23 protein-coding genes are annotated in these 18,764 nt (G+C 63.7%); 13 read left to right on the forward strand and 10 right to left on the reverse strand.

Annotated features, from left to right (window positions below):
* Positions 1 to 359: 359 nt before the first annotated feature.
* Genes RBH20_RS15550 through RBH20_RS15570 form a run of 5 tightly spaced genes read left to right on the forward strand, consistent with a single transcriptional unit; the run spans position 360 to position 3,286 of the window.
* Positions 360 to 1,589 carry a translation initiation factor IF-2 subunit gamma gene (locus RBH20_RS15550; protein WP_005536660.1) on the forward strand — a complete coding sequence of 410 codons (1,230 nt, stop codon included), beginning with the start codon at positions 360 to 362 and terminating at the stop codon, positions 1,587 to 1,589.
* Complete coding sequence (locus RBH20_RS15555) at positions 1,589 to 1,966, forward strand: DUF188 domain-containing protein (protein WP_170082589.1); 378 nt, start codon at positions 1,589 to 1,591, stop codon at positions 1,964 to 1,966. Before RBH20_RS15550 ends, RBH20_RS15555 begins: the two co-directional genes overlap by 1 nt.
* A 3-nt stretch (positions 1,967 to 1,969) precedes the next feature.
* Positions 1,970 to 2,548, forward strand: coding sequence for a DNA-directed RNA polymerase (locus RBH20_RS15560; RefSeq protein ID WP_004516007.1), 579 nt, complete (start codon positions 1,970 to 1,972; stop codon positions 2,546 to 2,548).
* Positions 2,548 to 2,745 carry a transcription elongation factor subunit Spt4 gene (spt4, locus tag RBH20_RS15565; RefSeq protein ID WP_004960449.1) on the forward strand — a complete coding sequence of 66 codons (198 nt, stop codon included), beginning with the start codon at positions 2,548 to 2,550 and terminating at the stop codon, positions 2,743 to 2,745. Before RBH20_RS15560 ends, spt4 begins: the two co-directional genes overlap by 1 nt.
* Position 2,746: 1 nt before the next feature.
* Positions 2,747 to 3,286 carry a GTP-dependent dephospho-CoA kinase family protein gene (locus RBH20_RS15570; RefSeq protein WP_306710205.1) on the forward strand — a complete coding sequence of 180 codons (540 nt, stop codon included), beginning with the start codon at positions 2,747 to 2,749 and terminating at the stop codon, positions 3,284 to 3,286.
* 23 nt (positions 3,287 to 3,309) lie between these two features.
* Here the strand turns inward: RBH20_RS15570 and RBH20_RS15575 are convergent, their stop codons facing one another.
* A complete protein-coding gene (locus tag RBH20_RS15575; RefSeq protein WP_004960444.1) occupies positions 3,310 to 3,465 on the reverse strand; it encodes a rubrerythrin-like domain-containing protein in 156 nt (51 codons plus the stop codon).
* A gap of 89 nt (positions 3,466 to 3,554) precedes the next feature.
* Entirely contained in the window at positions 3,555 to 4,586 is a 1,032-nt protein-coding gene (locus RBH20_RS15580) for a TIGR01177 family methyltransferase (RefSeq protein ID WP_306710208.1), read from the reverse strand.
* Positions 4,587 to 4,673: 87 nt separating this feature from the next.
* Here RBH20_RS15580 and RBH20_RS15585 point away from each other — a divergent pair, with 87 nt between their 5' ends.
* On the forward strand, positions 4,674 to 5,063 hold the full coding sequence (locus tag RBH20_RS15585) for a hypothetical protein (protein WP_004590159.1): 390 nt from the start codon (positions 4,674 to 4,676) through the stop codon (positions 5,061 to 5,063).
* A gap of 207 nt (positions 5,064 to 5,270) precedes the next feature.
* On the opposite strand, the gene hisG is transcribed toward RBH20_RS15585, so the two are convergent.
* Both hisG and RBH20_RS15595 read right to left on the reverse strand, forming a co-directional pair.
* Complete coding sequence (hisG, locus tag RBH20_RS15590) at positions 5,271 to 6,119, reverse strand: ATP phosphoribosyltransferase (protein ID WP_306710209.1); 849 nt, start codon at positions 6,117 to 6,119, stop codon at positions 5,271 to 5,273.
* A 68-nt stretch (positions 6,120 to 6,187) separates the two neighbouring features.
* Positions 6,188 to 7,330 carry an MFS transporter gene (locus tag RBH20_RS15595; protein WP_306710212.1) on the reverse strand — a complete coding sequence of 381 codons (1,143 nt, stop codon included), beginning with the start codon at positions 7,328 to 7,330 and terminating at the stop codon, positions 6,188 to 6,190.
* A gap of 214 nt (positions 7,331 to 7,544) precedes the next feature.
* On the opposite strand from RBH20_RS15595, the gene RBH20_RS15600 reads away from it, so the two are divergent.
* The 4 genes from RBH20_RS15600 to RBH20_RS15615 all read left to right on the forward strand — a co-directional run bounded on the left by RBH20_RS15600 (position 7,545) and on the right by RBH20_RS15615 (position 11,986).
* Positions 7,545 to 8,843 (forward strand): amidohydrolase, encoded by a 1,299-nt coding sequence (locus RBH20_RS15600; protein WP_306710214.1) that lies wholly within the window; start codon positions 7,545 to 7,547, stop codon positions 8,841 to 8,843.
* Positions 8,844 to 8,981: 138 nt separating this feature from the next.
* A complete protein-coding gene (locus tag RBH20_RS15605) occupies positions 8,982 to 9,953 on the forward strand; it encodes a hypothetical protein (protein ID WP_306710216.1) in 972 nt (323 codons plus the stop codon).
* 44 nt (positions 9,954 to 9,997) lie between these two features.
* Positions 9,998 to 11,275, forward strand: coding sequence for an adenosylhomocysteinase (locus RBH20_RS15610; RefSeq protein ID WP_306710218.1), 1,278 nt, complete (start codon positions 9,998 to 10,000; stop codon positions 11,273 to 11,275).
* Positions 11,276 to 11,530: 255 nt separating this feature from the next.
* Positions 11,531 to 11,986 (forward strand): DapH/DapD/GlmU-related protein, encoded by a 456-nt coding sequence (locus RBH20_RS15615; RefSeq protein WP_306710220.1) that lies wholly within the window; start codon positions 11,531 to 11,533, stop codon positions 11,984 to 11,986.
* A gap of 136 nt (positions 11,987 to 12,122) precedes the next feature.
* On the opposite strand, the gene RBH20_RS15620 is transcribed toward RBH20_RS15615, so the two are convergent.
* Positions 12,123 to 12,275 carry a hypothetical protein gene (locus RBH20_RS15620; protein WP_306710222.1) on the reverse strand — a complete coding sequence of 51 codons (153 nt, stop codon included), beginning with the start codon at positions 12,273 to 12,275 and terminating at the stop codon, positions 12,123 to 12,125.
* Between the two features lie 281 nt (positions 12,276 to 12,556).
* On the opposite strand from RBH20_RS15620, the gene priL reads away from it, so the two are divergent.
* Positions 12,557 to 13,633 carry a DNA primase regulatory subunit PriL gene (gene priL / locus RBH20_RS15625; RefSeq protein ID WP_306710224.1) on the forward strand — a complete coding sequence of 359 codons (1,077 nt, stop codon included), beginning with the start codon at positions 12,557 to 12,559 and terminating at the stop codon, positions 13,631 to 13,633.
* Here priL and RBH20_RS15630 read toward each other — a convergent pair.
* Positions 13,630 to 13,839 carry a hypothetical protein gene (locus RBH20_RS15630; protein WP_004590143.1) on the reverse strand — a complete coding sequence of 70 codons (210 nt, stop codon included), beginning with the start codon at positions 13,837 to 13,839 and terminating at the stop codon, positions 13,630 to 13,632. The genes priL and RBH20_RS15630 overlap by 4 nt on opposite strands.
* A 129-nt stretch (positions 13,840 to 13,968) precedes the next feature.
* Here RBH20_RS15630 and RBH20_RS15635 point away from each other — a divergent pair, with 129 nt between their 5' ends.
* A complete protein-coding gene (locus RBH20_RS15635; RefSeq protein WP_306710229.1) occupies positions 13,969 to 14,616 on the forward strand; it encodes an SWIM zinc finger family protein in 648 nt (215 codons plus the stop codon).
* Positions 14,617 to 14,634: 18 nt separating this feature from the next.
* Here RBH20_RS15635 and hjc read toward each other — a convergent pair whose 3' ends face one another.
* Positions 14,635 to 15,153 carry a Holliday junction resolvase Hjc gene (hjc, locus tag RBH20_RS15640; protein WP_306710231.1) on the reverse strand — a complete coding sequence of 173 codons (519 nt, stop codon included), beginning with the start codon at positions 15,151 to 15,153 and terminating at the stop codon, positions 14,635 to 14,637.
* 192 nt (positions 15,154 to 15,345) lie between these two features.
* Between hjc and RBH20_RS15645 the strand changes: the two genes are divergently transcribed.
* Complete coding sequence (locus RBH20_RS15645; protein WP_306710233.1) at positions 15,346 to 16,305, forward strand: DUF4382 domain-containing protein; 960 nt, start codon at positions 15,346 to 15,348, stop codon at positions 16,303 to 16,305.
* Positions 16,306 to 16,318: 13 nt separating this feature from the next.
* Here RBH20_RS15645 and RBH20_RS15650 read toward each other — a convergent pair whose 3' ends face one another.
* The 3 genes from RBH20_RS15650 to RBH20_RS15660 are packed head-to-tail and all read right to left on the reverse strand — an operon-like array spanning position 16,319 to position 18,613.
* Positions 16,319 to 16,930 carry a hypothetical protein gene (locus tag RBH20_RS15650; RefSeq protein ID WP_306710235.1) on the reverse strand — a complete coding sequence of 204 codons (612 nt, stop codon included), beginning with the start codon at positions 16,928 to 16,930 and terminating at the stop codon, positions 16,319 to 16,321.
* 36 nt (positions 16,931 to 16,966) lie between these two features.
* Positions 16,967 to 17,863: an alpha/beta fold hydrolase gene (locus tag RBH20_RS15655; RefSeq protein ID WP_306710237.1), complete on the reverse strand. Its 897-nt coding sequence runs from the start codon at positions 17,861 to 17,863 to the stop codon at positions 16,967 to 16,969.
* Between the two features lie 6 nt (positions 17,864 to 17,869).
* Entirely contained in the window at positions 17,870 to 18,613 is a 744-nt protein-coding gene (locus tag RBH20_RS15660; RefSeq protein ID WP_007187874.1) for a DNA polymerase sliding clamp, read from the reverse strand.
* Positions 18,614 to 18,764: the final 151 nt, after the last annotated feature.

Genomic DNA, 18,764 nt, shown 5'->3' on the forward strand with positions numbered 1-18,764 from the left:
CAGAAACACAGTTACGTAACAGCACCGACATGAACGCGTCACGATTACTTCAGCGTCCCCGTCTAGTCAACGAGCAGGGTTCGACCGGTTCGACCGGTTCGTCACGGATGGTGGTATGACTGGTCGTTGACTCCGACGTTCTCTTAACGGCGATAGCCGGTGTAATCTCCGACTCGCGCAGTCCGCGGCTCGTGCGCAGCGATGGGATCGCGTCGCTATATCCGGGCCGATACCGAGCAATCCGGTGATGTTGCCGCTGTCAGCAGGGACAATATCGGCGATTGAACCGGGGTCGACGGGCCGCAAACAGTAGGTTTATCAATTGCACGCGGCGAAAATCCACCAAGATTACTCTCGAAATGACATCGAACAAACAACCGGAGGTGAACATCGGACTCGTTGGGCACGTCGACCACGGAAAGACGACGCTCGTACAGGCGCTGTCCGGCGAATGGACCGACCAGCACTCCGAGGAGATGAAGCGCGGTATCTCTATCCGACTCGGCTACGCCGACGCGACGTTCCGTCGCTGCCCGGAGGCCGAGGAGCCGGAGGCCTTTACCGTCGACGAGCACTGCGACGACCACGACGTCGACACCGACCACCTCCGGACGGTGTCGTTCGTGGACGCGCCCGGACACGAGACGCTGATGGCCACCATGCTGTCCGGCGCGGCCATCATGGACGGGGCCGTTCTCGTCATCTCGGCGACCGAGCCTGTCCCGCAGGCCCAGACCGAGGAACACCTGAGCGCGCTCGATATCATCGGTATTGACAACATCGTCATCGCCCAGAACAAGGTCGACCTCGTCGACGAGGAGCGGGCAATGCAGAACTACGAGCAGATTCAGGAGTTCGTCGAAGGGACCGTCGCCGAAGGCGCACCGGTTGTCCCCATCAGCGCAGGTCAGGAGGCCAACATCGACCTGCTCATTGAGGCTGTCCAGTCCGAGATTCCGACGCCGGAACGGGACCCCGACGAGGACGCCCGCATGATGGTCGCACGCTCGTTCGACATCAACCGTCCCGGCACGACCTGGGACGACCTGATGGGCGGCGTGCTCGGCGGCTCGCTCGTTGGCGGCCAACTGGACGTTGACGACGAGATCGAACTCCGCCCTGGCCGTGAGGTCGAGGAAGGCGGCAAGACGGAGTGGCAGCCCGTGACGACGACGGTCCGCTCGCTCCAGTCCGGCGGCGACTTCGTGGACACGGTTACGCCGGGTGGCCTGCTCGGCGTCGGGACTGGGCTCGACCCCGCTATCACGAAAGGCGACGCGCTCGCCGGCCAGGTCGCCGGGCCGCCCGGTAGCCTCCCGCCGGTCCACGAGACGTTCACGATGGACGTGGACCTGCTGGAACGCATCGTCGGCGACGACGGCGGCGAGGTCGACGAAATCTCGACCGGTGAACCGCTCATGCTGACTATCGGCACCGCCACCACGGTTGGGTCGGTCACGAGCGCGCGCGACGACGAATGTGAAGTCGCGCTCAAGCGCCCGGTCTGTGCGGCCTCGGGCTCGAAGATCGCCATCAACCGCCGTGTCGGCGCTCGATGGCGGCTCATCGGTGTCGGCACGCTGCGGTGATGATCGTGCTGGATACGAACGCACTGATGATGCCGGTCGAATGCAACGTGCGCCTGTTCGAGGAACTCGACAGGGTGCTGCCGGATGCGACGGACTACGTGGCGCCCGCCGCCGTCCGCGACGAGCTGGCGAAACTGGCCGATGGCGCCGGCGCGGAAGCGACGGCCGCTTCTGTCGGGCAGGACCTGCTTGACCGGTGTACGGTTCGGGAGACGACGGCGGACTACGCGGACGATGCCGTCCTCGAACTGGCACAGGCAGACGATGCGACACACGCAGTCACGAACGACAACCCCCTCAAACGACGCCTGCTGGACGCGGGCGTTCCAGTAATTAGTTTAAGGGGCCGGAACAAACTGGGTATCACTCAACCATAACACATGTATAAACGGGTACGCCTACGCGATACGGTCGAAGTCCCGCCACGCTTTCTGGCGGAGGTCAGTCCGGGGCTGGTCAAACGGCTCCTGCAAGAGAAGCTCGAAGGACGAATGGACGAGGACGTCGGCAGCGTCGTCTCCGTCATCGAGGTCCACGACATCGGTACCGGTGCCGTGCTGCCGAACAAGCCCGGCGTCTACTACGAGGCCGAGTTCGACGCCCTCACGTTCGACCCACAGATGCAGGAAGTGGTCGACGGGGAGGTCGTCGAGGTCGTCAACTTCGGGGCCTTCATCGGCATCGGGCCGGTCGACGGTCTGCTCCACGTCTCCCAGATCTCCGACGAGTATCTGGCCTACGACGAGGAGAACCAGCAACTCGCCTCCCGCGAGTCCAACCGGACGCTCACCGTCGGTGACGCCGTCCGAGCGCGTATCGTCACCAAGAGCATCGACGAGCGAAACCCGCGTGACTCCAAGATCGGCCTGACAGCGAAACAGGTCGGCCTGGGCAAGCACGGCTGGCTCCAAGAGGAGCGCGAGCGCCGCGAAGGCACGGCGGAAGCCGGTGATAGCTGATGGCGGACCGACTCGTCTGCCGAGACTGTCACCGCGTCCAGAGCGCGGAGATCGAAAGCCAGTGTGAGGCCTGCGGCGGCACCGCACTGACCGAGGACTGGGCCGGCTACGTCGTCATCGCCCACCCGGAGCGGTCCGACATCGCCGAGGAGATGGAAGTGACCGAGCCGGGCAAGTACGCGCTGAAAGTCCGCTAACGTGTCCGACGTCGTTCTCGAACTCCCGAGTGCCTTGCGGCACGAGCTAAAAGAGCCGCTCGGACGGATTTATACCGACACAGCGGCGCTGCTGGCCGATGCCGGTGAACCCATCATCGCCGTCGGCGACATGGTCACGTACCATCTCATCGAGGCCGGGCGGACGCCCGACCTCGCGCTGGTCGACGAACGGACCAAACGCTCGGCCGTCGACGCGGACGTGGCAGCGGCAATTGATGGCTTTGACCGGACGCTCCCGGTCGACAACCCACCCGCGACGCTCACTGCTGAACTGCTTACTGCGCTCAGGGATGGTCTCGACAGTGACGGGACGACTCTTCTGGATGTTGACGGCGAGGAGGACCTCGCCACGCTCCCCGCAGTGCTCGCCGCGCCCGCCGGAGCCAGCGTTGTGTACGGCCAGCCGGACGAGGGGATGGTGCTGGCCGACTGCGATGACGCAGCCCGGGACCGGGTCCGGTCGCTACTGGAGCGGATGGACGGTGACGCCGAGCGAGCGACTGCACTCGTGTCGAGCTAACCAGCAAAAAACGCGGACTGATTTTATTCCGGCCGAGGGACGCTGAGGTTCTGCATTTCTGTCTCACAGCGGCCACAGGAGACGGTTGAGCGCTCGCTACAGAGACGCTTCCCGCAGTCCGGGCATTCAAACAGCTGTTCGTCGTCGTCGCATGGGGCGGGGTCTGACCACGTTGGCATGCTTGGGACTAATTAGCATTTGTCACGGCATAAACTTTGCTCATACCGAAATAAAAGACAACACCCGTCCAGAGAAAGTGGACGTACGTTCACTCAAGAACGTGGATGTGCCTGACCAGCGAGCGATGAACGCGCCGCTTGAAGTAATCAGTGACAGCCCAGCCCGCGCCGGTCGCGGCCTCGCGCCAGTCGCGGTCGGCGACGAGGACACATCGCTCTGCGACGCGGGTGGCTTCGCCGAGCGCACCGGACACGAGTGGGGCCAGTTCCCCCTCAATACGAGACTGACGACCGTAGGGAGCATCGAAGACGACGGCGTCGACGGCGTCGTCGGCAACCGGTAGTGCGGACGCATCGGAGCGGAACACCCCCCACTCGCCCGCTTCCGGGTACGATGCTCGGTTGGGGTGGCCGTCGCCGTCGAGTGCGTAGGCCAGGTTCTCGCGCGTCCCCGAGACCATCTTTTTCTGTGCGTCGCCGCCGACCACGTCGGCCCCGACCAGCCCCGCCTCTAGCAGGAGGCCGCCGGTGCCACACATTGGGTCCAGTACCGTCGCATCCGGGCCGGCCCCAGCGATGTTGACCAGCGCGCGGGCTTCGAGCGGGTCCATGCTGCCGGGCTGGAAGAACGGGCGCTCGGTCGGCTGGCGGCCCCCGAAGTCTCGTACGCTCCCGGTGGTAAGCCAGCCCAGCGCACAGCAGGCCTCGCCGGTCCCGCCCTCCTCGTCGCCCGCGGGGTCCGAGAAGTGGGCATAGAGAACGTGGTCTGGGTTGTCGAGGTCGACGGCGAAGCCGCGGTCGGTGAGCACACCGCCCAGCGTCCGTTCGGCCTGTTGGGTGTCGATACCGGTGCTCGCTCGCACGTCGACCGCACGCACGGCGACGCTCCCCTCGCGGTCGATTGTTGCGGCCGACAGCAACGCGGCGGCGCTCTCGATGTCCGGGTCCGAGGTTCCGATCAGGTCACAGGCCCGGTGGGTGAACGCGAGGTGGCGAACGCGGTCGCTGATGCCCCGTGCCGTCGCCAGTCCGGGGGCGAGCACGTCGACGGCGCTCGCGGCGCTTGCGGCTTCCCGCCGCGCGAACGCGTCATCCTGCCCGCCGAGTTCGAGGACGTACACGCCCGAGCGGTGTGGGCGAGCGGCTATGAGCGTGCCGGTCGCGCCCGGGAACAAAACGCACAAGCGAGCGGCTGCCGAACCCCGAGTATGCTTCAGTCCGGGTTCTCCAGCCTGACCGGCGGCGGTATCCTTGCGGTCCTCGTGACTGTCCTTGTCACCTGGCTCTTTTACGCCCTCACGCTTCACTTGGCTGCGACGTTTTTTATCGGCGACGTGCCGAGCCAACTCGCCGCAAAGGCCGCCCTCGCGCCAGCGATCGTCTCGCTGATCCTCCAACGCTGGGGCGTCGAGTCCGGCGTCGTTTCGGCCGACCTCGGCGTTGCGGTCGTCCTGTTGCTCACCCTCGTCGCCGACGGGATCGCCATCAGCCTCTCCTATCGGCTGTCGACCCGATCGACGGCCCCGCTCGTGGCGCTGCATCTGGCGTTTGCGGCGGTGCTCGGGTTCGCGCTAAACAACATTTTCATGTTCTTCTGACTCTCCGAGCTGGGAATGTGGTGGGAGTGTCTGTGGAATGCGGGCGCGGAGCGGAGTGTGGTGCATACCGCGCCGGAGGCGCGGTTTCGCTCCGAGTGCGGCCGCAGGCCGCGACCCGGAGGTCGCTTTTAGCGTAGATTTCTGCGAACCCGCTCCCCACAGCGCGCTCTACGAGCGCGCGAGGAGATGGGGTGACGTAAAAAGGTACTATTCAACCAGTCGTTCTATCTCTGTGACGAGGATGTCGCTCGCGCCCACGTCCTTGAGCGAGCTAATGGTCTCGAAGACAGCACGCTCCTCGACGACGGCGTGGACGGCGAGCTGGTCGGAGCCGGCGATGTCCATCACAGTGGGGCCGCCCATCCCCGGAAGCACGTCTTCCACGTCGTCAAGGGCGTCCTCGGGGGCGTTCATCATCAGATAGCGTTTGTCTTCGGCAGCGAGGACGGAGCCAAGCGCGGTGTCGACCTGCTGGACCTTTTCGTTGTCAGCGGTGTCTTCGCGGGCGAACAGACGGACGGAGCTTTCGAGCACCTCGTCGACGACGGCCAGCCGGTTCATCCGGAGCGTGGTCCCGGTCGAGGTGATATCGACGATGCCGTCGGCGATGTCGACATGGGGGGTCAGTTCCGTCGCGCCGGACACTTCGGTTACGTCGACGTCGACGTCGACCCGGTCGAAGTATTGGCGGGTGATTTTAGGGAACTCCGTGGCGATGCGGCCGTCCTCGAAGTCGTAGACGGTTTCGATGTCGCTGTCCTCCGGCGCGGCGAGGACGAGGCGACAGCGGCCGAAATCGAGGTCACGGAGTTCGACGAGGTCGTCGGTGTCGGACTCACGGACCTGATCGAGGCCGGTGATACCCACGTCGGCAGCGCCGTCCGCAACATACTCAGGAATGTCGGCGGCGCGGGCGTACAGGACGGTTACGTCCGGATCGACAGTATCGGCGTGCAGTTGGCGGTCGGCCCCGTCGACCAGATGGAGGCCGGCCCGTTCGAGCAGTTCCTCGCTTGGTTCGTGCAGGCGGCCCTTGTTGGGGACGGCGATTCGCATACGCCTACTGGCAGGCCGTGGTGCAACTGTCTTTCCCCTCAGGCTGGCCGAAGCTGTGGGCGGAGCCGTTACAGGCGGTCCCGGCGTGGGAGGACAACGAAGGTAGCCGCAGCCAGCAGTGTCAGGCCAGCCAGACCGTAGAACGCGAGAGCAAACAGGTTCTGGTCGGCTAGCAGACCGACGGCCGTCGAGCCCAGCGAACTGATCCCGAAGAAGCCGGTCCGGAGCAGGCCCCAGCCGGTCCCTTCGGCGGTGTCAGGCAGCGTATCGACGATGTAGGCGTTAGCTAGCGGGCCGACGCTCATCCGAACCCCGATGAGGCCGGAGACGATGGCCAGCGGCACGACGCCGCGGACGGACGGAATGAGCACGAGTGGAACAGTACTGACGAGCGCGACAGCCGTCAGGACACTGGGCGTTCCGTATCGGTCGGCGACCCGGCCGGTAACCGTCTGTGAGAGCGCGCCACCGACGAACAGCACCGAGAGGAGCGCCCCGGCGGTCCCCTGTGAGAGGTCCCTGACTGTGACCAGATATGTCGTGAGAAACGCTGTCACGGCCTGAAAGGCAAACAGCATCAGTGTCTTGCCGGAGACCGACAGCACGAGCCGACGGTTGCGAAAGCCGGTGAGGACTATTCGGAGGTCCTGCCGGAGGCTCCGTTTGGACTCACCGGTCGGGCGGTCCGAGACTGAGAGCCAGAGCGCGCCGGCGACAAGGATGAACAGCGGAGCGGCGCTGGCAAGCGCCAGCCGCCAGCCGTACCGTGTGGTGACGAACGCGGCGACGGCAGGCAGTGTGGCCGCGCCGAGAGAACCGGCCGCCATTACGACACCGAAGGCGGTCCCCTCGCGGGCGTCGAACGTCCGTGAGAGCGCGGTCCCGCGGGTCGGGCCGTACACCCCAGTTCCGAGCCCGAACGCGCCCGTTGCGATGAGGAACAGCGAGAAGACCGGCGCGAAGAAGTAGCCCAGCAGCCCGACGCCCGACAGCAACGCTGCGGCTACCAGCAGTGTCCGCTCCCCAATTCGGTCGATCAGCACCCCGGCCGGAAACTGTACCGCCGCGTATGTGAGCCAGAGTACTGTGACTGCGAGCCCTGCCTGTGCGTTCGAGATGACGAACTCCTCGCGTATCGTCGGCAGCACCGCAGGGACGACAAACCGCATCCCGAGAACGAGAAACCAGCCGGCAGCGACGGCAAGCAGCATTCGGCCTGGGCTTCCGTGCCGCATGGCGTTGACCCGTTGTCGGAGTTGCTCTGCCGCCGCCATTCTCTTGCCAATCCGAACGCGCCGGAGCCGAAAGACCCCTGCGGAACAGGCACTGCTGTCACTGCGACACCCGCCGATAAACGTGGCAACACGCCACACAACGACGGCGTGGACCCGGCGAACTAAGGCCCGCGGTTGCGAAGTCACCGTCATGAGCGAACTTCTCGTCACCGGCGGGCAGGTCCTCCGACCTGACCTGACCGTCGAGCGTGCGGATGTACTGGTTTCACAGGACAGCGGCGACATCGTGGCCGTCGACGAACCGGGCACACTGGACGGCGACGATGAACTCGATGCTAGCGACGGCTTAGTCATCCCCGGTCTGGTTAACGCTCACACCCACGTCGCGATGACGCTGCTGCGCGGTCTTGCGGACGATAAGCCCCTCGACGCTTGGCTGCAGGAGGATGTCTGGCCCGTCGAGGCGGAACTGACCGCCGACGACATCCGTGCCGGGGCAGAACTTGGGCTGGTCGAAATGATCCGGTCGGGGACGACAGCACTGTCGGATATGTACTTCGAGGTCGAGGAGATCGCAGATGCAGTCGATCAGGCCGGGATGCGCGCAGTCCTGGGTTTCACCGCGGTCACCGTCGGCAAGGACGACGAGGCCGCGCGGTCTGACCTTCGGGAGAGTCTCGACGTAGCTCGGAAACTCGACGGTGCGGCTGATGGCCGAGTTCGGACGACGTTCCAGCCACACTCGCTCACGACCGTCGGCGAGGAGTTCCTCAGTGAGTTCGTCCCGCAGGCCCTCGACGACGACCTATCGATCCACTTGCACGCCAACGAGACACGCGACGAGGTGACGCCTATCGTCGACGAACACGGACAGCGCCCGCTCGCCTACGCCGACGACATCGGCCTGCTGGATGGCGACACGTACGTGGCCCACGGCGTCCACGTCGACGATAGCGAAATCGACTTGCTGGCAGAGACGGGTACCGGCGTCGCTCACTGCCCGGCCTCGAACATGAAGCTCGCAAGCGGGATGGCACCGGTACAGGACCTGCTGGATGCCGGCGTCACCGTGGGTCTCGGAACCGACGGCGCAGCCTCGAACAACGATCTCGATATGTTCGATGAGATGCGCGACGCGGCGATGATCGGAAAGCTCGCGGCTGACGACGCCAGCGCGGTCGATGCTGGCACTGTCGTCGAAATGGCGACCGCAAACGGCGCGGCTCTGCTGGGCTTCGACAGCGGTCGCATCGAAACCGGCGCGAACGCCGACTTGGCTGTCATCGACCTCGACGCCCCGCACCTGACGCCGGCCCACGACCTTGTCTCGCACCTGGCCTACGCCGTCCACGGGAGCGACGTGCGCCATACGGTCTGTGACGGCGAGGTACTCATGCGGGACCGCACTGTCGAGGTGTTCGACGAGCAGGCCGTCCGCGAACGAGCCAGCGATCACGCGGCCGCGCTGGTCGAACGAGCCGGCGACTGAACAGACGAAATAAACGCTGAGAGAAAGTTTTAAACGGTATAACTGTGCTTCAGCCGGTATTTTTGACTGCGCAAACTGCCTGAACGGGATGAACGAGAGGGGGTGTTTATCGCTCTCTCGGCGAACGTATCGGCTACGATGCGCACCAAACTCTTTGCACTGTACGCCGCTGTCGGACTGATATTGCTGGCCGTCGGTCCGGGACTGGCGGCCGCTGCGGACTCGGCCGGCAACACCAGCGCAGGGAACACCCTCGCTGTCGGTGTTTCACAGGCTGACGACGGCAGCGCGACGGTATCGGTCACACAGAACGAGACGGGCGTCGAGAACACCTCAGTTGCCGTGGAGACGGCTGACAATACCTCCTACGCTGGGTCAGGAAACTACACGACCGACAGTGACGGGACGGTTGGACTGCCTGCCCCCGAGCAGAACGTGACGGTCGACGTGACGGCGACGACCGACAACCACACTGCGACGACGACGGCGGACCTGACCGTCGCGCCGAACGCCACCAACATGACCGAGTTCGACACCTTCGGACTCGAAGTGTCGGCCTACGTGAGCGATGTGCTGAGCGACGAGAACCGGACCGGCGGTATCGGACCGGCCGTTGCCAGCTTCGTGACCGCGAACAACCCCGGCAACGCGCCGGACCACGCCGGCCCACCCGCACACGTCACCGGTGAGAACGAGTCCGACGACAACGAGACCCACCCCAGCGAACGACAGGGTCCGCCGGCCGACATCTTCGGTGACGACGAGAACGAGACCGGGGACGAAAACGAGACAGACGACCGCCGCGGCCCGCCTGAAGACCGCGGTCCGGACCGCGATGACGACGAGGCCGAGAACGAAACTGACGACGACAACGAAACGGCCGACGACCGTCGTGGTCCGCCGGCGGATGCCGGACCGCCTGACGACCGCGATGATGACGACGTGGAGAACGAGACTGAAGACGACGAGAACGAAACCGAGAAATCGGAAGACGAGGCCGAGGACTCGGAGGATGTGGCCGACAGCGATGACGACGTCAGCGACGATGCTGACGACGGCGACCGCGGTCGACCGGACGACGCCGGCCCGCCGGACGAACGCGGTAACTGAACGGCTTCGGTAGCGTTTTAGGAACTCTCTTCCTCTATCGTGACATGACGACGCCTATTTCGGAGCAACTTGACGACCTCGACGAGGCTCGCGATTCCGGCCGCCGAAAGATGGACTGGGCTATCCAGCATATGCCCATCTGCGGCGCGCTCCGCGAGGAGTTCGAGGCCGAGCAGCCCTTTTCGGGCGAACGCATCGGCATGGCGATGCACGTCGAAGCCAAGACCGCTGTCCTCGCGGAAATCCTCGCGATCGGTGGCGCGGAAGTCGCCATCACCGGCTGTAACCCGCTCTCGACCCACGACGACGTGAGCGCCGCACTTGACGCTGTTGACGGCATCACTTCCTACGCCGAGCGCGGTGTCGACGACGAGGAGTACTACGAGGCTATCGAGGCTGTTATCGGCCACAAGCCGACCATCACCGTCGACGACGGGATGGACCTCGTCGCGGCCATCCACGAGGACTATCCGGAACTCATCGACACCATCATCGGTGGGGCAGAGGAGACGACGACCGGCGTCCACCGACTGCGCGCGATGGACGATGACGGCGAACTCGACTACCCCGTGTTCGCGGTCAACGACACGCCGATGAAGCGCCTGTTCGACAACGTCCACGGCACCGGCGAATCCTCGCTGGCCTCGATTGCAATGACGACGAATCTCTCGTGGGCCGGCAAGACCGTCGTCGTCTCCGGGTACGGTGACTGCGGCAAAGGTGTCGCGAAGAAAGCCAGCGGACAGAACGCCGACGTGATCGTCACCGAAGTTGAGCCCCGCCGCGCGCTCGAAGCCCACATGGAAGGCTACGAGGTCAAGCCGATGGCCGAGGCCGCCACCGAGGGCGACGTGTTCATCACGACGACCGGCAACCGCGATGTCATCGTTGAGGAGCACTTCGAGGCGATGCAGGATGGCGTCCTGCTCGCCAACGCTGGTCACTTCGACGTGGAAGTTGACCTCGACGCGCTGTCGGACCTCGCTGTCGACACTTACGAGGCCCGCGACGGCGTCCAGACCTACGAGATGGCCGACGGCCGCCGCCTGAACGTACTGGCCGAGGGCCGTCTGGTCAATCTCGCGACGCCTATCGCACTGGGCCACCCCGTCGAGGTGATGGACCAGAGCTTCGGCGTGCAGGCCGTCTGTGTCCGCGAACTGGTCGAAAACGGCGACGACTACGAGGCCGGTGTCCACGCTGTCCCGGACCGACTCGACAAGGAGGTCGCGGAGATCAAACTTGACGCCGAGGGCGTCGACTTCGATTCGCTGACCGATACGCAGGCCGAGTACATGGATTCCTGGCAGCACGGGACATAGCGAGATTCTGAGCGGTGCGAAGAATCTCGCACCGGAATGGGGAGCGAAGCGACCCGTGGAGGACACAGAGTGGTTCGAGCGTAGCGAGAACCCTAACACGTCGAAAGCCGTGAGGCGTAGCGAGAGACCTCCAGGCTGCAACGTCGACGAGACTGCCACGCGATAACCGTGCTGGTAACCTTCTTGAATCGATTTAGGATTCAAACACTCGGTTTTCGACACCACGATGATTACGGTCGGCACTGATGTCTCGGTATGGCTGTCCACGAGACCGCTCAGATTGAGAATGCGACGCTGGGAACTGTCGATATTCGAGAATACGTGACAATCCACGACGCCGACATAGATGACGGCGTCCAGATTTACGAGGGGGCCTCGATCAAGAAGGCGACTATCCACGGACCGACCGATATCAATGCAAACGCCTACGTCGAGAACGCGACGCTTGGCGAGTCCGTCCAGATTGGACCCAACGCCTCCATCGTCGGCGTAACCCACGACCTCACCGACGCGGGCATGGAGTTCCAGAACGACACCTTCGACGAGGTAATCATTGAGAACGGAGCTTTCGTCGGCGCTGGTGCGGTAGTCCTCCCGGGCGTCACGGTCGGCGAAAACGCCGTTGTCGGGGCCGGGACCACTGTAACCGAAGATGTCCCGTCCGAGACTGTGGTCCGGAGCGCCACGGAAACGGTACAGCGCTCCCTCTGAGTCGGCACAAAACGCCGGTTTCCACCTCCCGGTGAACGGTCGGCCACCGTGACCGATCGACCGGCCGGGGGTACTCGATCGATATAAAACAAAACCGCTTGTCACATTGGTGTCACCAACCGACCGCCGACTAGTCCTACTCGGTTACGTCGACGAAAACCGTCGATTGAATCCACGCAGACGGGTTTTCGGGGTCGCCGATGTGGGCGACTGTATCCACGCCAACGTCGTACTCTTCGAATGTCGCTCTGATGCCCTCTTGTGAATCGGTGTGTTGCTCGTGCGTCATCGGTGTGTTCCGTGTCTCGTTTGGCAGTTACATCGTCGGGAATGACTGCACCGGTCCAGTTCCCCGACCGAACCGTGTGCAGTCGCCGACCCGCATATCCTTACCACACTTCATCACTGGAGAGTGGTGGGCATCCGTTTGTCTACTAGCTGTATTCACCCGCCGCGGGGCCGGTCCTATATGTATAGCCCCACAGTCTGGTCGCCCCCGCTGTCGGGAATCTGACACCGCCCGTCCCGGTGACGGCAATTTTATTCGCTCCCATCCGAAAGGTGGTGGCAATGGAACCGCTCCACGCACGCTACCCCTTTCTGGCGCGGTCGCGGGAGGCCGTCGAAGCCGCGGCGGTGGACTTGGGCGAGATCGTCGCCACGGACGAAACGGTCACAGCGCGCGCGCTGGAGCGGGTCGAATCGGCAATCACGGACGGGACTGTCGGTGAGCCACATCGACGGACCCGCGTCGAACTGCTTTCGTACCCGGTCGCCCGCGTGCTGGTGTCGCTCGTCGACGTGCACATCTGCACCCGGAAGTACGCACAGGCGGAGGCCGAGGCGGCCTACGACCGGTTTACCGAGGAGTTCGCGACGACGACGGAACTGAAGTCGACTCAGCGCGAGACACTGGACCGAACGGAACTGCTCGCGGAGTTCGACCTCGCGAGTGCTGTTAGCGACGCCGGCGACGGATACCGCGTCGAAGTCGGGGCGTATCTCGACCTGGCGGCCGATCAGCGGGGCGATTCCTGGCGGCTGGTCAATCGGCCACTGACAGACGGCGAGGTCAGGGTCACCGCCGAGGAACTGAACGTCCTGCTGAAGCAGGCGATACGTCACCGAGTCACCGACGGCCTGCCGTTCACCGTCCCGGATGCCATCGCCGACGAACTGACAGAGGAGGTCGACCGCCTAGAGGAAGTCCTCTCGGAACTGGAACTCACCCGCGAGATCGACACTGTCGTCCCGGAGCTGTTCCCACCCTGTATGAAGTCGCTCCTCGATCAGGTGCAGAAAGGCGAACACCTCGAACACCACTCCCGGTTTGCCATCGCGACCTTCCTCATCGGCATCGGGATGACGACAGACGAGATCGTCGACCTGTTTCAGGTCAACCCCGGTTTCGGCGAGGAGGCAACCCGCTATCAGGTCGACCATATCCGCGGGGATACCAGCCCGACGGAATACTCAACCCCGGCGTGTTCGACCATGCAGTCCTACGGTGACTGTGTCAACATGGACGACCTCTGTGAGACGATTTCTCACCCGATGGGCTACTACGAGCAGAAGTTAGATGACACCGACGAAGAGGAACTAGTCGACTGGCGCGAGGACGAGGCTGATGAAGAGGCCGACGCCTAGAACTGCTGGCGTTCGAGCCAGAGACCGGCAGCGGTCATGAACACGACGAACAGCCCGATCGCGCCGATGAGTGCGTAGCCGCCCGTTGCCTCTACGGTTGACCCACTTAGATACATCTGTGAGGCCGTAACAGTTGCGCCGACGAACAGCACGACGGCGACCGCCGAGATGACGATTTGCAGGAGCGTCTCCCGCTCGATATCCATGCTCTGCGATTTCACAGGGCCGGCAAAAAGGGTATCGAAGCGGCGGAGCCCACTGTCCGAGCCATTTAGGCCCGTGTAGCACCTACGTTTCAACTGGACACATTGGAAAATACAGCCGTGTCCGCACCTATGACGCTCATCGAGCCAGCAGCCGACCGGCAGAGTACCGCACTTGCACCGGACCTCCGTTCCCTCCCGGACCGGGCCGCCCGTGCTTGGACCGAGCGCATGGCCGTCCATCCGCGAGCGGACAGCACGTACGCCGTGACGACGGAGAGCGACAGCACGTACCTCGTCGACATCGCACAGCACGCCTGTTCCTGTCCGGACAACCGCATTCGCGGCGAGCACTGCAAACACCTCCGGCGCGTCGCTATCGAAATCACTGCACGACAGGTCGCACCGCCCGGTAAGCAACGGGCGGTCTGTGACGCCTGTGGGACCGTTACCTTCGTCGCCGTCGACGCGAGAACGCCCCATCTCTGTGGCAACTGCCGACTGGAAATCGGCGACATCGTGCGAGACCGCGAGACGGACGACAGCCTCGTCGTTACGGCCGTCACCGACACGCCAGCCGACGACTGGACCATCAAGGCGACCGACGAGACGGTCGCCGACTACGACACCAACGACGGCTACCCGCCTGACGACCTCGTTGTGCTAGCGACGTATCTTTCTGATGCCGTCAGCGCGACCGAGCCGCGAGAATACGCCTTTCCGCTGTCACGACTCCGCCGCGCCGACGACGCCGAACTCGTTGGCGGTGGGACACAGTAATCGAACGCCTGTAAAGCACTATTCAAGCATCGCTGCGGCTTCCTCTTTGTCGAGGTCGCCGCGCTCGAAGGCCGACAGCACATCTAGCACGCTCTGGTCGGGGCCGTCGTCGCCTACCTCGTCAAGCGTGACCTTCTCGGAGTTGCCCACGAACTCATCGAAGTCAGTCCCGTCAGAGAGAGCTTTTTCCTTTTTGACGCGGTAGTTGCCGCCGTCGGTGGTGTAGAGATCAGCCGGATGGAAGAAGTACCACTCCTCGCGGTCGAACCTGACGCCGATACGCGGCTTCGCGCCGAAGTTCCGGGCGAAAAACAGCAGCGCCTCGACCTCTTCACCAGTGAGATAGATGGGGTCGCCAGCACTGGACTTCGCCTCGATAGCGTAGAACGTTTCCCCGTCGCCTGAGAGCACGTCCGGCAGTTCCCGCTCGGTCGCGCTGCCGCTCGCCGGCGCGCGCATCACTGCAAAGCCCGCCTCGTCGAGTGCGTTGACCAGTTCGCGCTCGCGGCGGTCACCCTTCGCGTTCGAGTTTGCCATTATCAGGTCGTGGAGGGATGGGGGTAAAACCGTTCAGATACAGCCAGACCGTTCATCCCGTTCAGAGAGGCGCACCTCGATTTGACCTATCGCGGGGCATATACGGGCTAACACCATTCCACGTCATGGAATGACTACGTACGCAACAGCAGCGACAGTATTGTCGGCAACCAACCACACGGGGTGGAGCCAATGAGACGGCGACGATTCATCGCGACAGGCGCTGGCGTCAGCGTCGGTCTCCTCGCCGGCTGTTCCGGGTCGAGCACCTCCGGCGAATCCGATGGGACTAGCGGTGATGAAACCAGTGACGGCGGCTCTACTGACGCGGATGCGATGACGGACGACGGCAGTACCGTCGGGACGTTCCGGTTGCTCATCAGCGACCAGCCCGCGGCTATCGGTGACTTCGACTCGCTCAACGTATCGTTCTCGGAGGCTCGCATCTTCCACGCGAAAGACAGCGAAGAGACGGACGAAAGCGACGACGCGACCGAAACCGGACCGACGGAAACAGCCACATCCGAAGCGACCGACACAAAGACGGCCGAGGCGACTGAAACCGAGACAACGGACGATGACGACACTGAGGGTGAGGACGAAGACACCGGTGAGGAAGAGAACGAGGAAGCTGACGGCGGCGACAGCAGCTTCGAGGTTCGTGACCTTGACGGCGCAACCGTTGACCTCACCGAAGTCGTCGGGGACAAAGCCATCGGCGTCCTCGACGGTGAACTCGAAGCGGGCCGCTACAGCAAGATCGAACTGTACGCTGAATCCGTTGACGGGGTCGTCAACGGCGAATCGGTCGATGTAAAGATTCCGAGCGAGAAGCTCCAGCTCACCAAGCCGTTCGAAGTCGTTGCTGGCGAATCGGTCGACTTCGTCTTCGACATCAATGTCGTCAAGAAGGGCAACGGCGGCTACAACCTCCTGCCGGTCATCTCGGAAAGCGGGGTCGCCGGCAAGGACGTTGCTGTTGAGGAGGTCGGCAGCGACAGTACGGAAGACGAGGCTGACGAGACGGAGACGGACGGCGATAATACCGGCGACGAAGAGGCCGAGGTCGAGACAACAGCAATCGATGAAACTGAGCGCGACTCGACGCCGGAGTCGAACCAGCGCGGCAACGAAACGACAGCCGCCGAGTAGCGCTCAGGGACGCTTAGTCTTCGATTCGTGACTCCAGTTCCTGAATGACCTCATCGGTCGTGCCGCCATCGCCGCGAACCGCCTGCGTGTAGCGCCTGTATTCCTTGGGGGATACCTCCACAGTCTTCGTTTCGCCTTTGTGCGAAATCTCAAGTTTCACTGTGCCGTGTGGATTGTTCCGGCGCCGGAAGCTCGCCATCGCCGTGAAGACGAACCAGAACGCCACGCACGTCCCGATGAAGTACGCCATCGTCGTCTCAAAGGCCAGTGTCTGCTCGCCGACCGTCCAGTTGTAGGGATACGCGACCTGAAACAGTCCGATTCCGACCAGACAGAGAATCGCGCCGACGGCGACACCGCTCTGCTCCCGGCGGCTTGAAGGGAGCACGGCGACGACGCTCAGAAACATCGCGGGGATGCCGAGGCCGCCCAGTGTCCCGCCGAGCTTTTCGGCGGCGTGGGGTTCAGTTGCGCCGACCACTGCCGACAGCGGAGTTGTCACAAGAAGTATCGCCACAACCACTGCCAGCGCGCCGACACCCCCCAGGGTCGCACCGGCAACGACGCGGCGAGGGTTGCGGCCCTCCCAACGCCGGTTGCTGTACGCGTCCCTGAGGTCCTCCATACCGGCCCGTTGGTACCCGACCCACAAAACGCTACGTCAGACGCGCGTTCGACGCTGTACGGCGCCCAATGCGTCGCCGCCAGCAGCTATCAACGTACCGAGATGGTCGCTGTCGACGAGTTCGAGCGAGGCGTCTGGAAGCCGTTGGGCAAGGGCGTTCCCCGTTGACGGGGCAACGTTGGCATCGCTTTGCCCCTGAAACACGCTGACCGGCACTGAAATATCTTCGAGGGCAAATGGCCATGGCTGTGAGAGGAGTCGCTGCTCGCGGATAATCCCGCTTGGACCGCGTGCCATCGACGTGAGCATATCCGCACGGACGATCCGAGCCACCTTGTCAGCTGCCAGGTCGTCTGTTTCCGGTGTCTCATCAGCAACTAACCCCACGGCGTAGGACGGGTCCCTGCGGACAGCAAACCATCGCTGCAGCCGGAAGAGTCGCCCGAGCGCCCATGGAGCGTGCTGGGACAGTGCCCCCACGAACTGCTGTACACGCCCTGTCGCGCCGACTGACGGCGGGCCGCTGCTGCCTAAGAGTGCAACGCGCTCTATGTCTGGCAGTCGGTGACAGGCCAGCGCGAACGGGCCACCGCCGGAGAAACCGACGGCACCAGCCGTGTCGACATCAAGATGGGACAGGAGGTGCGCGGCGTCGTCTGGCCAGTCCTTGAGCGTGACAGAAGCGTCTTCCGAGTTTCCAATGCCCGGTCGGTCCGGAGCGATGAGGTTGATGCCGCGTTCGCGAGCCGGCGCGGCGAGTAGCCGTGCGGCGACGTGTGATCCGGGAGTACCGTGACAGAAGAGGACCGGATAGCCGTCGGCGTCGCCGTAGGTGGCGTAGGCCAGCTGCCGACCGTCTGGGAGCGAGAGTGTCTCCGTTTCGGAATCGTCCGGCAGCCAGTCAGTGGCCGGAATTGGCGGCGCGGAGGGCATCCGTCGTTATTCGCTCTGGATGCGCGGCGCGAGCATGTACGTGACCCGGCCCTGCCCTTCAGCGAAGCTGAAGTGCATCTTAACGGGGAACTCCTCGCCGAGTTCCATCTCGACCTCGGCGTCTTTCGGAATGGCCTTGTTCATGTTCTTCAGGTAATCCAGCGAGAACAGCGAGTGAGCATCCCCGGGGGTGAGGTCGATGAGGTCGTCGCGGGTGAGTTCGAGGTGGACGTCGTCGGTGTCGCCCTCGGCGTCGACGTAGAACAGTTCATCGGTGGCGTCGACGCCCAGTGCGATGTGGTCGCTGACCATGTCTGCGGCGGTCACCGACCGGTCGATGTCCTTCCCTTCGATGACGATGTTTGCCGAGAGGTCCAGATCCGGGAGGTCGGGCTCCTGACGGATGGAGTCGGGGTCGATAAGGGCGAGGGTGTATTCCAGACCGTCGATAGAGATGTGGAGCTTCCGCGTCTCTTCGTCCAGATCGAGGTGGACGAGCTGGCCGGCGTCGGCCATGCCGGCGATGTCTTCGAGGCGGGAGAGATTGACGCCGATGAGCCCACCGTCAGTCTCGTAGGACTCGAACGCCGCCGCGTCGAGCCGCAGGTCGACCATTCCAACGTTTGCCGGGTCGACTGCCCGAATTTCCAGCCCGTCTTCTTCGAGGTGGATCTTGCACTCGTCCACCAGCACGCTCACAGAGTCGAGAGTCGCCTGGAGCGTGTCTGCGCTCACGATGGCGTTGAACATCTTGAACCGGACTATGCCCCCATCCATTAAAAAGTCCCTCATTGAAACCGCGTGCGCGCGAGCGACCGCGGGTGGGCGTTTACGAAAACCGATGACTGTCTATCGAGTGACCGATCAGAACACGAAGCAGCAGCGCAGAGCGTTACTCCGG

This window comes from Haloarcula sp. H-GB4 (assembly GCF_030848575.1).
Classification (GTDB): domain Archaea; phylum Halobacteriota; class Halobacteria; order Halobacteriales; family Haloarculaceae; genus Haloarcula.

Coding starts and splice junctions, on each gene's coding strand:
- RBH20_RS15550 (WP_005536660.1), top strand. CDS start 360: ATGACATCGAACAAACAACCGGAGGTGAACATCGGACTCGTTGGGCAC.
- RBH20_RS15555 (WP_170082589.1), top strand. CDS start 1,589: ATGATCGTGCTGGATACGAACGCACTGATGATGCCGGTCGAATGCAAC.
- RBH20_RS15560 (WP_004516007.1), top strand. CDS start 1,970: ATGTATAAACGGGTACGCCTACGCGATACGGTCGAAGTCCCGCCACGC.
- spt4 (WP_004960449.1), top strand. CDS start 2,548: ATGGCGGACCGACTCGTCTGCCGAGACTGTCACCGCGTCCAGAGCGCG.
- RBH20_RS15575 (WP_004960444.1), bottom strand. CDS start 3,465: ATGCCAACGTGGTCAGACCCCGCCCCATGCGACGACGACGAACAGCTG.
- RBH20_RS15585 (WP_004590159.1), top strand. CDS start 4,674: ATGCTTCAGTCCGGGTTCTCCAGCCTGACCGGCGGCGGTATCCTTGCG.
- hisG (WP_306710209.1), bottom strand. CDS start 6,119: ATGCGAATCGCCGTCCCCAACAAGGGCCGCCTGCACGAACCAAGCGAG.
- RBH20_RS15595 (WP_306710212.1), bottom strand. CDS start 7,330: ATGCTGCTTGCCGTCGCTGCCGGCTGGTTTCTCGTTCTCGGGATGCGG.
- RBH20_RS15600 (WP_306710214.1), top strand. CDS start 7,545: ATGAGCGAACTTCTCGTCACCGGCGGGCAGGTCCTCCGACCTGACCTG.
- RBH20_RS15605 (WP_306710216.1), top strand. CDS start 8,982: ATGCGCACCAAACTCTTTGCACTGTACGCCGCTGTCGGACTGATATTG.
- RBH20_RS15610 (WP_306710218.1), top strand. CDS start 9,998: ATGACGACGCCTATTTCGGAGCAACTTGACGACCTCGACGAGGCTCGC.
- RBH20_RS15615 (WP_306710220.1), top strand. CDS start 11,531: ATGGCTGTCCACGAGACCGCTCAGATTGAGAATGCGACGCTGGGAACT.
- RBH20_RS15620 (WP_306710222.1), bottom strand. CDS start 12,275: ATGACGCACGAGCAACACACCGATTCACAAGAGGGCATCAGAGCGACA.
- priL (WP_306710224.1), top strand. CDS start 12,557: ATGGAACCGCTCCACGCACGCTACCCCTTTCTGGCGCGGTCGCGGGAG.
- RBH20_RS15630 (WP_004590143.1), bottom strand. CDS start 13,839: ATGGATATCGAGCGGGAGACGCTCCTGCAAATCGTCATCTCGGCGGTC.
- RBH20_RS15635 (WP_306710229.1), top strand. CDS start 13,969: ATGACGCTCATCGAGCCAGCAGCCGACCGGCAGAGTACCGCACTTGCA.
- hjc (WP_306710231.1), bottom strand. CDS start 15,153: ATGGCAAACTCGAACGCGAAGGGTGACCGCCGCGAGCGCGAACTGGTC.
- RBH20_RS15645 (WP_306710233.1), top strand. CDS start 15,346: ATGAGACGGCGACGATTCATCGCGACAGGCGCTGGCGTCAGCGTCGGT.
- RBH20_RS15650 (WP_306710235.1), bottom strand. CDS start 16,930: ATGGAGGACCTCAGGGACGCGTACAGCAACCGGCGTTGGGAGGGCCGC.
- RBH20_RS15655 (WP_306710237.1), bottom strand. CDS start 17,863: ATGCCCTCCGCGCCGCCAATTCCGGCCACTGACTGGCTGCCGGACGAT.
- RBH20_RS15660 (WP_007187874.1), bottom strand. CDS start 18,613: ATGTTCAACGCCATCGTGAGCGCAGACACGCTCCAGGCGACTCTCGAC.